Source organism: Streptomyces sp. NPDC029122, from assembly GCF_055569445.1.
Genome location: NZ_JBVHWK010000005.1, coordinates 97,564 through 111,795, shown reverse-complemented (window position 1 = coordinate 111,795; position 14,232 = coordinate 97,564). Strand labels below are relative to the sequence as shown.

Genomic DNA, 14,232 nt, shown 5'->3' with positions numbered 1-14,232 from the left:
GGCTCACCAGCCCAGTTCGTTCGCGGTGGTCTCGGCTATGGCGGGCGAGCAGGTCATGCCGCGGCCGCCGGGCCCGGTCACCAGCCAGACGCCGTCGGCCACCTGCTGGCGGTGGACGACGCGGGTGGTGTCGGTGCACTGCGCGTACACGCCCGCCCAGCGGTGCCTGATCCTCGGCAGGGGGCGGCCCAGGAAGGACTCGACGACCTCGGCGAGGTGGTCGTAGGGGTCTTCGAGGGTGTCGAACGCGAAGGGGTGCTCGTACTCGTGGGTGTCGCCGATGGTCAGTCCGCCGTCCTGGCGCTGGACCATCAGCAGCTGCATCTTGTGCGCGGCGGCGACGGGCGTCTGCGCCTGGGCGGCGTTCAGCTCGTCCAGGGCGGCGCTCCTGTAGGCGGGGTAGTAGCGGAAGCTGTCGGCGTCGGCGACGGAGGTGGTGAGCGGCTCGCCGAGCGGGGCGGTCTGCATCATCTGGAGCCGGACGCGGCGGACGGGCAGATCGGGGGCGAGTTCCCGGACCAGGCCGGACAGCCAGGCGCCGGTGGCGAGGACGACGGCGTCGCCGCGGTGGACCTCGCCGTGGTCGTCGCGGACGGCTCCGGGACCGGCCAGGCCCCGGACCTCGCGGCCGGGGACGAAGGTGTAGCGGCCGGAGGCGCGGAGGGCCTCGCGGAGGTGGAGCTGGGCGGTGCGCGGTTCCACGGCCGCGTCGCGCTCGCACCACAGGGCGGCCTCGAAGGAGCCGCGCAGGGCCGGGTTGATCCGCCGGGCCCGGGCGGCGGTGACCAGTTCGTAGCCGCGGGCGGCGGCGTCGGGGCGGGTGGCGGCCGCCTCGGCGACCGCGTACTCGCGGGCGTTGCGCACGGGGGTGAGGGAGCCGATGGCGCGGAAGCCCAGGCCGGGCACCTCCGCACCGATCCGCTCCCACAGCTCGCGGGCGCGCAGGGCGGTGTCGAGCTCCTCGCCCCCGGCCCGGCCGCTGACCCATATCTGGCCGAAATTGCGCAGCGAGGCGCCGCGCGCCTCGGCCTCGCGCTCGATCTGGACCACCTCGTGGCCGCGTTGGACTGCTTGCCAGGCGTGCATGGTGCCGACCACGCCGCCTCCGACGACTATGACTCTCACGGCGTCCACGGTGGGCGCGGTCCGTGACCCGGGGGGATCACGGGGGCGACGGGGCAGTGAACAGCCCTCGACGCTTGGACTAGACCCGTTATCTTTCCGTGATGTGGATGGCTCCCGGTCGGGGCGTTGTGGGGTGGTTCGGCCGGCGGTGTCGGGGCTACTCGGGCCGCAGACGGGTCGTGAAGCTGAACCGGTCGCCACGGTAGAGCGAACGCACCCGTTCCAGCGGCCGGCCGTCCTGGTCCCGCGAGAAGCGGTGGATGAGCAGCATCGGGAGCGCGGGCGGAGTGCCGATCAGCAGGGCCTCGCGGGGGGTGGCGAGGACGGTCTCCAGCTTCTCGTCCGCGTCCCCGAAGGAGATGCCGAGGCTGTCGTGGAGGTAGCCGTAGAAGGAGGAGTCCGGCTGGAAATCGACGTCGAGGCGCGGGACCCGGGCCACCCGGATGTACGTGCTCTCCAGCCCGACGCGCTCGTCGTCGGCGAGCAGGACCCGCTCCAGGTGCCAGACCGGCTCGCCCGCCTCGGCGCCGATGCCGGACGCGAGGCCGGCCGGGCAGGGGAAGCGCTCCAGGCCGATGAGGTTGCGGCCGGGGCGGCGCCCCTGGCGGCGCACCCCCTCGGTGTAGCTGGCGAGGGAGAGGGGCTGCTCCAGCTTGGGGCCGGCGACCACGGTGCCGCGTCCGGAGCGGCGCAGCCGGCCTTCGAGCAGCAGCTCGCGCAGGGCCTGCCGTACGGTCTCGCGGGCCACCCCGTACCGCTCGGCGAGATCCCGCTCGGTGGGCAGCGGGCCGCCTTCGCCGAGCTCGTCGAGGAGGTCGGCGATACGGGCCTTGACGGCGTAGTACTTGGGGATGCGGCCGTGCTCGGGGATGCCGGAGCGGACGGGCGAGCCGGGGCGGTGGGGCGGCTGCGTGTTCTGGTCTTCCACGCTCGGACTGTACGCGGGGCCCCGCCGCGCCGTCGGCCCGGCGCCCTACCCGCGCCGCTCCGGCGACACGGCCCGGCCGGTGCCGGGCAGCAGGATCCGCTCCTCGCCCGCGTAGACGTTCATGTCCGGGCCCCGCAGGAAGCCGACCAGCGTCAGCCCCGACTCCAGGGCCAGGTCGACCGCCAGCGAGGACGGCGCCGACACCGCCGCCAGCACCGGGATCCCGGCCATCACCGCCTTCTGCGCCAGCTCGAAGGAGGCCCGCCCCGACACCAGCAGCACCGACCCCGCCAGCGGCAGCAGCCCCGCCCGGAGCGCCCGGCCGACGATCTTGTCCACGGCGTTGTGCCGCCCCACGTCCTCCCGTACGTCGAGCAGTTCCCCCTCCGCCGAGAACAGCCCGGCCGCGTGCAGCCCGCCCGTGCGGTCGAAGACCTTCTGCGCCGCGCGCAGCCGGCCCGGCAGCTCCGCGAGGAGCTCCGCGGGGACCCGTACCGGATCGGAAGCCAGTCCCGGGAAACGGGTCGCCGTACGGACCGCGTCCAGACTGGCCTTGCCGCACAGCCCGCAGGACGAGGTGGTGTACACGTTCCGCTCCAGCGTGATGTCCGGAACGGGCACCGAAGGGGCCAGCTGTACGTTGACCACGTTGTAGGTGTTGGAACCGTCCTCGGCGGCCCCCTCGCAGTACGTCACGGCCCGCACGTCCGAGGCGTCGGCCAGGACGCCCTCGCTGGCCAGGAAGCCCACCGCCAGCGCGAAATCGTCCCCCGGGGTGCGCATCGTGATGGCCAGCGGCTTGCCGTTGAGCCGTATCTCCAGCGGCTCCTCCGTGACCAGCGTGTCGGGCCGGACCCCGGCCGCCCCGCCCCGGATGCGTACGACACGGCGCCGCTCGGTGACCCGTCCCATCGCGATCAGCCCACCCGTTCCGTTCTCGCGCACACCTGACGAGGACATTGTCCCGGATCCGCCGTGCGGGACGCTCCGACAGGAAGTTGCTCGGAATGCTCCAAATTCCGGAGGCGTAATCCTGTTGGGTCACGCGCACCCGTACCCGCCAGTAGCAGGCCAAGCTGGTCAACCGACTGCCTGCCGTAAAGAGGGGGACCCCGCCCATGACCGGTTCACGCGTGGTGGCGCTAGGGCACTACCAGCCCGCGAAAGTGATCACCAACGAGGACCTCGCGGCCATGGTGGAGACGAACGACGAGTGGATCCGTTCCCGGGTGGGCATCCGCACCCGCCACATCGCGGGCGCCGACGAGCCCGTCGACGAGCTCGCCCAGCAGGCCGCCGGGAAGGCCCTCGCGCACGCCGGCCTGTGCCCCGACGACATAGACCTCGTCCTGGTGGCCACCTCGACCGCCATCGACCGTTCCCCCAACATGGCCGCCCGCGTCGCCGCCAAGCTCGGCATGCGCGGCGCGCCCGCCGTGATGGACCTCAACGTCGTCTGCTCCGGCTTCACCCACGCCCTGGCCACCGCCGACCACGCGATCCGGGCCGGCTCCGCCACCCGCGCGCTGGTCATCGGCTCCGACAAGATGACCGAGATCACCGACTGGACCGACCGCAGCACCTGCGTGCTGACCGGCGACGGCGCGGGCGCGGCCGTCGTCGAGGCCTGCGAAGAGCCCGGCATCGGCCCCGTCCTGTGGGGCTCCGTCCCGGAAATGGGACACGCCGTGCGGATCGAGGGCACGCCCCCCGTCTTCGCCCAGGAGGGCCAGGCCGTCTACCGCTGGACCACCAGCCGGCTCCCGGCGCTGGCCCGCAAGGTCTGCGAGAAGGCCGGGGTGACCCCCGAGGAACTCGCCGGGGTCGTACTGCACCAGGCCAACCTGCGGATCATCGAGCCGCTCGCCGCCAGGATCGGCGCCGTCAACGCCGTCGTCGCCCGCGACGTGATCGACTCCGGGAACACCTCCGCCGCGAGCATCCCCATGGCCCTCTCGAAGCTGGTGGAACGCGGCGAGATCCCCTCCGGCGCCCCGGTCCTCCTCTTCGGCTTCGGCGGCAACCTCTCCTACGCCGGCCAGGTCATCCGCTGCCCCTAGCGACGCCCACGGCGGCCGGGGCCGGACCCCGCCGCCGCCGGGCTCCCGGCATGCCCGCAGGTCAGCGCGGCGTGGCGGACCGGCGGCCGCTCGTAAACGTGGTCGGAAGCCCGTCGATCCTTTGCTATGGTTGTCCATGTCGCCACGGGAAACCGGGGCCGACCACCGGTCCGGGTGGCGGAATGGCAGACGCGCTAGCTTGAGGTGCTAGTGCCCTTTATCGGGCGTGGGGGTTCAAGTCCCCCCTCGGACACAGACGAAGAACCCCACTCCGGTGGGGTTCTTCCGCGTTTCCGGGCCGTACCCGGACCCCTTCCGGCAAGGAAGCCCGGGTGGGCCCCCGCGGAACGGGGTGGCCGGATCCACCCGGTGCGGCATCATGGGGCCTGACCGGGTCGAGGGGGGAACGTGTCGCAGGACGAACCGCGCAACCACGTCGTGATCGCCGGGCGGTACCGCCTGGGGAAGAGGCTGGGCCGGGGCGGCATGGGGACCGTCTGGCAGGCCTCGGACGAACTCCTCGGCCGCGCGGTCGCCGTGAAGGAACTCCACGTCGGCGACGGCAAGGAAGCCGTCGGAGCCCTGCGCGAGGCGCGCACCGTCGCACAGATCAAGCATCCGCACGTGGTGGTCGTGCACGACGTCGTCGAGGACGGCGGGCGGCCCTACATCGTCATGGAACTCGTCGAGGGCGGCTCGCTCGCCGACCGCCTCGGCTCCGCCGGGCCCCTCGGCGCCGGCGAGACCGCCCGCATCGGGCTCGCCCTGCTCGGCGCGCTGAGCGCGGCACACGACCGCGGGGTGCTCCACCGGGACGTCAAGCCCGCCAACGTCCTCATGGAGGCCGGTACCGGGCGGGTCGTGCTCACCGACTTCGGCATCGCCCGCCTCGCGGGCTCCACGACCATCAGCGAGACCGGCGCCTTCGTCGGCTCGCCCGAGTACACCTCCCCCGAGCGGATGCAAGGGGCCGCCGCCGGCCCCGCGTCCGACCTGTGGTCCCTCGGCGCCCTGCTGTGCGCCGCGCTGACCGGCGAGTCGCCCTTCCACCGGGATTCGCTCGGCGGGGTCCTGCACGCCGTCGTCTACGACGAGATCCGCCCGCCCGTGCAGGCGGGGCCGCTGACCCCGCTGATCCGGGGCCTGCTGGAACGCGACCCCGAACGCCGGCTGGGGGTGGCGGACGCGCAGCGGCTGCTGTCCGCGTACGTCACCACCGGCAGCCTCCCCCTCCTCGACCGCGCCCCCGGCCCGGGACGGCCGGCCGGGCCCGCGGTGCCCGCCGCCCCGCCCGGGTACTCGCCGACCGAACGGGCCACGGCGCGGACCGGCCCCGCGCCGGAGCCCGGACCCCGCGCGGCGGGACTGCGCGCCGGGCTGGTCGCCGCGCTCGTCGTGGTGGCCGTCATCGGCGCCGTGGCCGTGACCTCCCTGATCTCGGAGCGGACCGGGGACAAGGAACGGGTCGGCGCGCAGGGAGGTCCCGCCTCCCCGGCCCCCGGCGCCACCGCCTCCGTCCCGCAAGCCCCGACGGGTCAGGGCCCGGCCACGACGGCGACTGCGACGGCCACGGTGACCGCGCCCGCACCGGCGGCGCCCGCGCGGACGGCCTCCGGCAAGCCCGCGCCCGCCGGGTACCGCTTCGTCTCCGACCCGGAGGGCTTCGGCCTCGCCGTACCGCAGGGCTTCCAGCGCACCACCGACGACCAGCGGGTCTTCTACGTCTCCGGGGACGGCGCCATCCGGATCGGCATCAAGGTGAAGCCCGCGTCGGCGGGACCGCTCGCCGCGATGCGGCAGTCCGACGCGAACGGACCGTCCAACAACCCCGGCTACCGGGACAACTCCATCGTCCCCACCACGCACAACGGACTGCCCGCCGCCCTCTGGGAGTTCACCTGGAACGGCTTCACCGCCGCCGAGGGGCCCCGGCACACCTTCGACCTCTGCTGGGACGAGAACGGCCGGATGTACGACGTCTGGGTGTCGGCGCCCCTCGGCCGCCTCACGCAGGCCAGGGGCCATTTCGACGCGGCCCTGGATTCCTTCGTCCCGGTCGGCTAGGCACCTGTCAGGTGCCCAGGACCATCAGGCCGTCCGGGGGCGGGGGATTCCCCGGAGCGAGCGGGCCGAGGGTCTGCGGGAGCGCGAGGCGCGGCCCCTCCCCCTCCGGGAGGGCGTCGAACAGGTACGCCGCCCCCGACGCCGAGTCACGGACCAGGTGCGGGCCGCCGGCCGACGCCGCGAAGCGGGTCAGCGGGGTCCGGAAGAGCCGCCCCAGGTGGCGCAGCGTCTCCGGCGTCGCGGCGGGAGCCGGAGCCGGGGCGCCCGCGGGGGTGTCCGGCGGGATCGCCCCGGACAGCAGCAGCGCCAGCAGCACCGGGACCGCCTTGCGTCGCAGGGCCTCGGTGGCGGAGTGCAGCCGGTGCGCGCGCGCCGCCGGCAGGGACAGGGCGAGGCTTCCGGCGGCGTCGCCCGTCGCGATGGGCACCGCCGAGCAGACCACCCCGGGGGAGTACTCGCGCAGGTCGAAGACGGGGGCGCCCGGTGCCACCGCGTCCAGGGCGCTGAACAGCGCCCGGCTGTCCGTGATGGTCCGCGGGGTGAGCCGGGCCGGGCGGTGGCGGGCCACGTGGTCGGCCCGGCCGTCGTGGTCGAGCTGCGTCAGCAGGCACTTCCCGACCGCGCTGGCGTGCGCGGCGGCCCGGAAGTCCACCCACTCCCGCACCGGCGGAGCCCCCGGCCCGTCGGCCATCTGCGTGATCCGGACCTCGCCCTCCGCGTACCGGCTGAGGTACACGGCGGCCCCCGCGCTGTCGCGGGCCAGCGCCAGGGTGCGCTGGAGCTGCCCCGCGAGGCCGGTGCCGCCCGGGGCGGCGAGCCGCTCCAGGGCCGGGCCGGGCGCGTACACCCCGGCGGCGGGGCAGTACGCGTACTCCTCCTCGCGCAGCATCGCCAGGAGCGGGCGCAGCTCCGCCGCCGCCAGGCCCGAGTCCCGGACGATCCGGGCCGCCCGTACCCCGAGCGGGTGGCGCTCCAGGACCCGTACGACGGCCAGCGCGCGCCGCGCCTGCGCCAGGGCCTCGCCCGTGTCGGCCTGGACCACCGTCCCCCGCGCGGCCGACGTCAGCGCGGGGTGGCGCAGCGGGCCCGGTCCGGGGCGCGGCCGGGCGGCCGGCAGCGGGGCCGACGGCAGGAACGCGGCCAGCACGGCGGGCAGCCCCGGCCTGGGCAGCGGCACCGGGCCCAGATCGGGGTCGTCGCACTGGTCGACGTACCGCAGGACGGCCGCCTGGGCGCACAGCCGCACCTCGCGCAGTTCGCGGCGGCCGCCGGGCCGGAAGCCCCGGCGGCCCAGCTCCCGCGCCCAGAACAGGGCGTCGTGGTGCTCTCCGCGCCGGGAGTGGTCCAGGAACAGGCAGTAGGCGGCCGGGGCGGTGCGCGGGCTGCCGGAACCCGCGGCGAACTGCCACCAGAAGCGGGAGCCCTCGCGCAGCCCGGACAGGTGCAGCAGGCAGCCGAAGACCACCGCCCCCGGCAGGTCGCTGTGCCGGCTCTGTACGAAGCGCCCCAGGTCGGCACCGGCGCGCGGGTCCCCGACCACGGCCAGACAGGCGGCCTTCAGGTCCCGGCGGGCCCGCTCCGAGTCGAGCGGCAGATCCCGGGCGGGGTCGCTCCAGCCGAAGGGCCGCCGACGGCCGCGGGACGGGGGGGACGCGGGGGCGCCGGGTACGCCCGGGGCGCGGGGGACCCGCAGCAGGCGGGCCTCGGCCGCGCCCAGGTCGTAGTGCGGGTACCGGTCGCGCACGCCCGCGCGGGCCAGGAACTCCGCCAGGGAGCGCGGGGCCGCCGCCGCACGGCCGTCGCCGGATCCGGGATCCTCGCCGGGCCTCATGATTCGGCGGACGCGTCGAGCAGCCGTGCGAGGCGCCGGTGGGCCTGGCCGAGCTGCGAGCGGACGGTGGCCTCGTCGACGCCCATCACGGCGGCGGCCTCGCCGGGGCTGCACTGGAGCCCGTAGCGCAGGAGCACGGCGTCCCGCTGGCGCTCGGCGAGGCGGGAGACCGCCGAGTAGAAGCGGATGGTGTCGGCCAGCACCTCGTACTGGTCGGCGTGCGCCTCCTTGAGGGCCGCCTCGAAGGCGCTGGTGTCCATCGGCTCGGGGCCGCGCAGGCGGGGGTCGCGGCGCTGCTGCCAGTCGACGATCCGCTGCTTGAGCACGGTCCAGGCGTAGGCGTCGAGGCGGTCCATGTGGAGCATGCGCAGCCACTCGCTCATGATCGAGTCGAAGGTGGCGTCCACCGCGTCCTCGGCGGCCGCGTCGGAGCCCAGCTGGAGGTACGCGAAGCGCATGTAGGCGGGCCGCCGGTTCGCGTGGAACGCCCAGTACGACAGGCGCGCGGTCGACCCCCACTGACTCATGGGCGTGGGCTGCCGCCGTCGGCTGGGCAGTCCCACGGCCCCACCGGACTCCTCCGGTCCGCCATCGTTCACCGTTCCCCACCTCATCCCCTGTGCGGGGTCCATGAGAGCAGCGCTTACGGCCCTCGAGGGGGCGGAGGAGCAACATGAGGGGATTAGGTCCAGTGCTGATCGCTTCTTGACTGATGCCGATCATGCGAGGAGCCGGCGAGGCCGAACGCATATGCCCGGCCCGCGTCGGATCGCGCCGCGCCGCGCGCTCTCCGCGCCCCCGGCTCGCGCCGGGGCGTGCCGGGCCCCGCACCGGGGTGCGGAGGCCGACCGGGGTCCGGAGCGCGGACGCCGGTCGGGGCGGCGGCGGGCCCGCTGTAGCATGGGCCCGACGCGAGGGCCGTGACGGAGAGGTCACAGTCCTCGCTTTTGCGTTGCGTCCCGCCCCCGGAGCCCCGGGAAAAGCCGACGCGTGGCCTTTGGGCGGTTCGATACGATGAACCGCGCGTTGTCACGCGTAGATCCGTACAAATGAAACGAATGGAGCATCCGAGGATGGCTCGACACCTGATCACCAGCGCGCTTCCCTACATCAACGGGATCAAGCACCTGGGCAACATGGTCGGGTCGATGCTTCCGGCGGATGTGTACTCCCGGTACCTCCGCCAGCGCGGCCACGACGTCCTGTACATCTGCGCCACCGACGAGCACGGCACCCCCGCCGAGCTCGCCGCCAAGGAGGCCGGGATCTCGGTCGCCGAGTTCTGCGCGCAGGCGCACGACGCCCAGAAGGCGGTCTACGACGGCTTCGAGCTGTCCTTCGACTACTTCGGCCGCAGCTCCTCGCAGCAGAACGCCGAGATCACCCAGCACTTCGCGCGGCAGCTCCAGGCCAACGGCTTCATCGAGGAGCGCGCGATCCGGCAGGTGTACTCGCCCGCCGACGGCCGCTTCCTGCCGGACCGCTACGTCGAGGGCACCTGCCCGCACTGCGGGTACGACAAGGCCCGCGGCGACCAGTGCGAGAACTGCACCCGCGTGCTCGACCCCACCGACCTCATCGAGCCCCGCTCGGCCATCTCCGGCTCCACGGAGCTCGAGGTCCGCGAGACCAAGCACCTCTTCCTCCTCCAGTCCAAGCTCCAGCACGAGGTCGAGGCCTGGGTCGCGCGGCACGAGGACGAGTGGCCGCAGCTGGCCTCCTCCATCGCCCGCAAGTGGCTGACCGAGGGCCTGCACGACCGCGCCATCACCCGCGACCTCGACTGGGGCGTGCCGGTCCCGGCCGACACCTGGCCCGAGCTGGCCGCCGAGGGCAAGGTCTTCTACGTCTGGTTCGACGCGCCGATCGAGTACATCGCCTCCACCAAGGAGTGGGCCGACGCCGACCCGGCCGGCCGCGACCACACGTCCTGGTGGTACGAGGCCGAGGACGTCCGCTACACCCAGTTCATGGCCAAGGACAACGTCCCCTTCCACACGGTGATGTTCCCCGCCACCGAACTCGGCACCCGCGAGCCGTGGAAGATGGTCGACTACGTCAAGGCCTTCAACTGGCTGACGTACTACGGCGGCAAGTTCTCCACCTCGCAGAAGCGCGGCGTCTTCACCGACCAGGCGCTCGAGATCCTGCCCGCCGACTTCTGGCGCTACTTCCTCATCGCGAACGCCCCCGAGTCCGACGACTCGTCCTTCACGTGGGAGCACTTCGCCGCCACGGTCAACAAGGACCTCGGCGGCACCCTCGGCAACTTCGTCAACCGGGTCCTCACCTTCTCCCGGAAGAAGTTCGGCGACGAGGTCCCCGCGGGCAGCCCGGCCGGCGAGGCGGAGGCGAAGCTCGGCGAGCAGATCGCCGAGCTGCTGGCCGAGTACGAGGGCCACATGGAGACCCTCCAGTACCGCAAGGCCGCGGCCGCGCTGCGCGCCCTGTGGTCGGCCGGCAACGCGTACCTGGACGAGAAGGCGCCGTGGCTGGAGGTCAAGACCGACCTCGACGGCGCCGCGCTCACCCTGCGCACCGCGATGAACCTCATCCACCTCTACTCGGTGGTCTCCGAGCCGTTCATCCCGGCGTCGGCCCGTGCCATGCGCTCCTCCTTCGAGCTGGCCGGCGACACCGCGACGTGGGTGACCCCGGAGCAGGCCAGGGCGCTGGACGCGGTCCCGGCCGGGACGCCGTTCACCGTGCCGCCGGTGCTCTTCGCGCGGATCACCGAGGAGGACCTGGAGTCCTACCGCGAGCGCTTCGGCGGCAACCCGGAGGCCTGAGCGCCCCCGTGACCGCCCGAAGGGGCGCGGCCCGCCCGGGCCGCGCCCCTTCGGCGCACCCGGCGGGCACCGCCGGCAGGGGTAGGCAAAACCCCACCACGATGACTCCGCCTGGGCGTGCGGACCCGGAGGGGGCCGCGCGGCTGGAATGGGTCCATGACCCCTTCCCCTACCGCCCGGTGGACCGCCGGCTGGCTGCTCGCGGCCGCCTGGGCGCTGTCCTTCCCGCTGTTCTCCGCGCTGGCCCCGCACCGGCTGTGGGGCTGGTGCGCGGCCGCCGGATACCTCGCGGCCGCGGCCGCCACCGTCCTGGGCCGGCGCCGCGCGGCGCTCGCCGTCGCGCTGCTGGGCGCGGTGGCCGTGCCGCTGCTGTACCTGGTGCTCACCGGACAGGGGCAGTCCGAGGTCGGCGTCATCGAACGGTCCGGGCGGCGCCTCCTCGAGACCGGAAGGCTTTACGCGGACCGGCCCGCCGGGGTCGAGGAGTACACCCCGTACCTCCCCGGGACGGCACTCCTCGGCATCCCGCGCGCCCTGCTCGGCGGCGGCTCCGGCGAGGGCGGGAGCTGGGCGGTACGGCTGCTGGGCGACGCCCGACTCTGGTGCGCCGCCGCGCTCTTCGGCGGGATGCGGGCCGGCCGCCGCCTCCTGGGCACCGCCCCCTCCCCGCTGCTCCCGCTGCTGGTGGCCTCGCCGGTCGTGGCACTCCCGCTGGCGGTGAGCGGGGTGGACCTGCCGCTGGCGGGGCTGTGCTGCCTGGCCCTCGCGGCGGCCGCGTCGGGCCGCCCGGCGGCCGCCGGGGCGGCCCTGGCCGCGGCGTGCGCCCTCAAGTGGACGGCGCTGCCCGCCGTGGGGGTGGTCCTGGCACTCCTCGCGGCCTGCCGCGGCGGGCGGGCGGCGGGGCGCTGCGCGCTGGTGACGCTGCTGGGCACGGCCGCCCTGGTGGTGCCCGGCCTGCTGCTCCAGCCGGCGGAGCTGTGGCGGCAGGTGTTCGCCTTCCCGACCGGCCGGGCCGAGGTGGCGACCCCCGCGAGCAGCCCCCTGCCGGGCCACCTGCTGGCGGAACTCGGGCCGTGGGGCTGGTACCTGGCGGCAGGTCTGCTGGTGCTGGGCGGGCTGGGGGTGGGGCTGTCGCTGCTGGTGCGCCCGCCGCGCACCGTGGTGGCCGCGGCCGACCGGCTCGCGCTCGGGCTGACCCTGGCGTTCCTGCTGGCTCCGGCGAGCCGCTTCGGCTACCTGGCGCTGCCGCTGCTGCTGGTGGCCTGGGCGCGGTCGGCGGCCCCCGCGGGCCCGGCCGTCTCCCGTGTCGTGGCGCGCTCCCGGGCCCGGCGGACGGCCCCGGCCCGCTGACGGGGAAGGGCGCCGGGAGGGCGGGACCACCTCCCGGCGGGACCGCCGGCCGGGCGGCCCGGGTACCGGTGTGCCCCCCGGGGGAGTCGTCGAACGAGAACGCGGGGAAGGCGGGGACGCGGTCAGCCGGCGGCGCCGCCCGGGGCGCGCAGGTGGGCCAGGACGGCCAGGACGCGGCGGTTGCCCTCCGTCGGGTCCAGGTCCAGCTTCGTGAAGATGTTGCCCGCGTGCTTGACGACGGAGGCCTCGGTGATGAACAGGCGGGCCGCCAGGGCCTGGTTGTTGAGCCCCTCCGCCATCAGCGCCAGCACTTCCCGCTCGCGCGGGGTGAGGCGGGCCAGCGGCTCGTTCGCCGGCCTCGGCGCGAGCAGGACGCGGACCACCTCGGGGTCGATGACCGTCTGGCCCTCGTGGACCCGCCGGAGCGCGTCGAGGAACTCGGTGACCTCCCCGACCCGGTCCTTGAGCAGGTAGCCCAGCCCGGCCGCCGAGCCGCCGGTGAAGAGCTGGGTCGCGTAGGCCGTGGCCACGTACTGCGAAAGCACCAGGACCGGCAGGGACGGGTCGGCGGAGCGCAGTTCCAGCGCGGCGCGCAGCCCCTCGTCGCGCAGCCCGGGCGGCATCCGCACGTCCGTGACGACCACGTCGGGCCGCTCGGCCGCCACCGCCCGCAGCAGGGCGGGGGCGTCGCCGACCGAGGCGAGGACCCGGTGGCCGCCGAGCGTCAGCAGCTCCGCCAGCCCCGCCCGCAGCAGGACGGAGTCCTCGGCCAGGATCACCCGGAGCACGGGACCTCCATCCTCAGTTCGGTCGGCCCGCCCACCGGACTGGACACCGTCAGCCTGCCCCGCAACATCGCCACCCTGTCCGCCAGACCCGCCAGGCCCGCCCCCGCGCCGGGATCGGCCCCGCCGCGGCCGTCGTCGGTGACGGTGAGGGTGAGCCGGCCGCCCTCGACCCTACCGGCGACGCCGATCCGCGAGGCACCGCTGTGCTTGGCCGCGTTGGCGAGGGCCTCCGCGACGGTGAAGTACGCCGTCACCTCCACCGGTTCGGGCAGCCGGGGCAGCTCCAGGTCCACCCTGACCGGCACGGGATGGCGCAGCGCCACCTCCGCGACCGCCGCCGCCAGCCCGTGGTCGGTGAGCACCTGCGGATGGATCCCCCGTACCAGGTCCCGCAGTTGCGCCAGGGCGCGCTTGGCCTCCTCGCGGCCCCGGCCCACGAGCGCCGCCGCCTCCGCGGCCTCCGGGTGCTCGCGCAGCCGCAGTTCGGCGAGGCCGAGCGTCATGCTGAGGGCCACCAGCTGCTGCTGGGCCCCGTCGTGCAGGTCCCGCTCGATGCGCCGCCGTTCGGCTTCGAAGGCCTCGACCAGCCGCACCCGCGAGCGGGTCAGCTCCAGTACCCGGTCGTCCTCCTCGCGCGGCCCGAGCAGCAGTCGGGCGCACTTGACCTGCGCCCCGGCGATCAGCGCGCCCGCGTACGCGGCCAGCACCAGCCCGGCCAGCCCCACGGCCGTCCCGCCCAGCGCCTCCAGCGGGCCCGCCACCGCCTCGCCGGGTATCAGCATCACCGGCTCCGGGGCGAGGGCCCACACGATGACGGGGGACGCCACCAGCAGCAGCGAGAACGCCACCAGCGAGAGTACCCCGAAGCCGGCCGCCCCGAAGACCGGCCCGAGCAGGGCGGCGTACCCGAACTCCCGCCAGGTGGCGCGCTCGCGCAGCCGCGTCCGCAGCCAGGCGGCGGGACCCGCCCCGGCGAGCGAGGTGTGCGGGTCCGCCACCGGCTCCGGCTCCACCCACCGCAGCCGGTGCCGCTCCAGCTCCCCGAGCGGCACCGCACCCGCCAGGGCGGCGACCAGCAGCACCAGCCCGACCCCGGCCACCGCCAGCAGCACCCCGAGCCCGACGAGCAGCACCAGGGCGAGCAGCACCCCGTACCCGAGCGGAGCCCCGCTGCCCAGGTACGCCCAGCACCGCCAGGGCCACCCCGAGCCGAGGAACCGCCCGGGCCGCCGCATGACGCGCCACGCGGTGACGGGCGGGACGGGGCGGGAGGGCGGGGCGGTGGACATACGGCAAG

The 14,232-nt window shown here is 75.0% G+C and carries 10 protein-coding genes, 1 tRNA gene and 1 pseudogene; 5 read left to right on the top strand and 7 right to left on the bottom strand.

All coding sequences use genetic code 11. From position 1 onward, the window contains the following. Positions 1-3 precede the first annotated feature (3 nt). The 3 genes from ACZ4WZ_RS08650 to fdhD all read right to left on the bottom strand — a co-directional run bounded on the left by ACZ4WZ_RS08650 (position 4) and on the right by fdhD (position 2,965). Complete coding sequence (locus ACZ4WZ_RS08650; protein ID WP_467886903.1) at positions 4-1,125, bottom strand: TIGR03364 family FAD-dependent oxidoreductase; 1,122 nt, start codon at positions 1,123-1,125, stop codon at positions 4-6. Between the two features lie 157 nt (positions 1,126-1,282). Beyond that, positions 1,283-2,053, bottom strand: a complete 771-nt coding sequence (locus ACZ4WZ_RS08645; RefSeq protein ID WP_467886900.1) for a GntR family transcriptional regulator — start codon at positions 2,051-2,053, stop codon at positions 1,283-1,285. A 45-nt stretch (positions 2,054-2,098) separates the two neighbouring features. Further along, positions 2,099-2,965: a formate dehydrogenase accessory sulfurtransferase FdhD gene (fdhD, locus tag ACZ4WZ_RS08640; RefSeq protein WP_467887384.1), complete on the bottom strand. Its 867-nt coding sequence runs from the start codon at positions 2,963-2,965 to the stop codon at positions 2,099-2,101. A 206-nt stretch (positions 2,966-3,171) separates the two neighbouring features. Here fdhD and ACZ4WZ_RS08635 point away from each other — a divergent pair, with 206 nt between their 5' ends. The 3 genes from ACZ4WZ_RS08635 to ACZ4WZ_RS08625 all read left to right on the top strand — a co-directional run bounded on the left by ACZ4WZ_RS08635 (position 3,172) and on the right by ACZ4WZ_RS08625 (position 6,177). After that, positions 3,172-4,113, top strand: coding sequence for a beta-ketoacyl-ACP synthase III (locus ACZ4WZ_RS08635; RefSeq protein WP_467886898.1), 942 nt, complete (start codon positions 3,172-3,174; stop codon positions 4,111-4,113). Between the two features lie 168 nt (positions 4,114-4,281). Further along, a tRNA-Leu gene (locus tag ACZ4WZ_RS08630) sits at positions 4,282-4,366 on the top strand. Between the two features lie 233 nt (positions 4,367-4,599). Then, positions 4,600-6,177 carry a serine/threonine-protein kinase gene (locus ACZ4WZ_RS08625; protein WP_467887381.1) on the top strand — a complete coding sequence of 526 codons (1,578 nt, stop codon included), beginning with the start codon at positions 4,600-4,602 and terminating at the stop codon, positions 6,175-6,177. A 295-nt stretch (positions 6,178-6,472) separates the two neighbouring features. Here the strand turns inward: ACZ4WZ_RS08625 and ACZ4WZ_RS08620 are convergent. After that, positions 6,473-7,219 (bottom strand): annotated as a pseudogene (locus ACZ4WZ_RS08620) (IclR family transcriptional regulator domain-containing protein); the annotation flags it as partial. Between the two features lie 785 nt (positions 7,220-8,004). Beyond that, on the bottom strand, positions 8,005-8,535 hold the full coding sequence (locus ACZ4WZ_RS08615; RefSeq protein WP_467886895.1) for a sigma-70 family RNA polymerase sigma factor: 531 nt from the start codon (positions 8,533-8,535) through the stop codon (positions 8,005-8,007). A 546-nt stretch (positions 8,536-9,081) separates the two neighbouring features. Here ACZ4WZ_RS08615 and metG point away from each other — a divergent pair. Continuing rightward, positions 9,082-10,797 carry a methionine--tRNA ligase gene (metG, locus tag ACZ4WZ_RS08610; protein WP_467886892.1) on the top strand — a complete coding sequence of 572 codons (1,716 nt, stop codon included), beginning with the start codon at positions 9,082-9,084 and terminating at the stop codon, positions 10,795-10,797. 156 nt (positions 10,798-10,953) lie between these two features. Beyond that, complete coding sequence (locus ACZ4WZ_RS08605) at positions 10,954-12,147, top strand: glycosyltransferase 87 family protein (RefSeq protein WP_467886890.1); 1,194 nt, start codon at positions 10,954-10,956, stop codon at positions 12,145-12,147. A 122-nt stretch (positions 12,148-12,269) separates the two neighbouring features. Here ACZ4WZ_RS08605 and ACZ4WZ_RS08600 read toward each other — a convergent pair whose 3' ends face one another. Together ACZ4WZ_RS08600 and ACZ4WZ_RS08595 are read right to left on the bottom strand one after the other, a co-directional pair. Continuing rightward, the gene (locus ACZ4WZ_RS08600) at positions 12,270-12,935 is read right to left on the bottom strand and encodes a response regulator transcription factor (protein WP_467886887.1); all 666 of its coding nucleotides are present in this window, start codon (positions 12,933-12,935) and stop codon (positions 12,270-12,272) included. Continuing rightward, the gene (locus tag ACZ4WZ_RS08595; RefSeq protein WP_467886884.1) at positions 12,923-14,224 is read right to left on the bottom strand and encodes a sensor histidine kinase; all 1,302 of its coding nucleotides are present in this window, start codon (positions 14,222-14,224) and stop codon (positions 12,923-12,925) included. Before ACZ4WZ_RS08595 ends, ACZ4WZ_RS08600 begins: the two co-directional genes overlap by 13 nt. Between the last annotated feature and the right edge of the window lie 8 nt (positions 14,225-14,232).

Coding starts and splice junctions, on each gene's coding strand:
- fdhD (WP_467887384.1), bottom strand. CDS start 2,965: ATGGGACGGGTCACCGAGCGGCGCCGTGTCGTACGCATCCGGGGCGGG.
- ACZ4WZ_RS08635 (WP_467886898.1), top strand. CDS start 3,172: ATGACCGGTTCACGCGTGGTGGCGCTAGGGCACTACCAGCCCGCGAAA.
- ACZ4WZ_RS08625 (WP_467887381.1), top strand. CDS start 4,600: ATGGGGACCGTCTGGCAGGCCTCGGACGAACTCCTCGGCCGCGCGGTC.
- ACZ4WZ_RS08615 (WP_467886895.1), bottom strand. CDS start 8,535: ATGAGTCAGTGGGGGTCGACCGCGCGCCTGTCGTACTGGGCGTTCCAC.
- metG (WP_467886892.1), top strand. CDS start 9,082: ATGGCTCGACACCTGATCACCAGCGCGCTTCCCTACATCAACGGGATC.
- ACZ4WZ_RS08605 (WP_467886890.1), top strand. CDS start 10,954: ATGACCCCTTCCCCTACCGCCCGGTGGACCGCCGGCTGGCTGCTCGCG.
- ACZ4WZ_RS08595 (WP_467886884.1), bottom strand. CDS start 14,224: ATGTCCACCGCCCCGCCCTCCCGCCCCGTCCCGCCCGTCACCGCGTGG.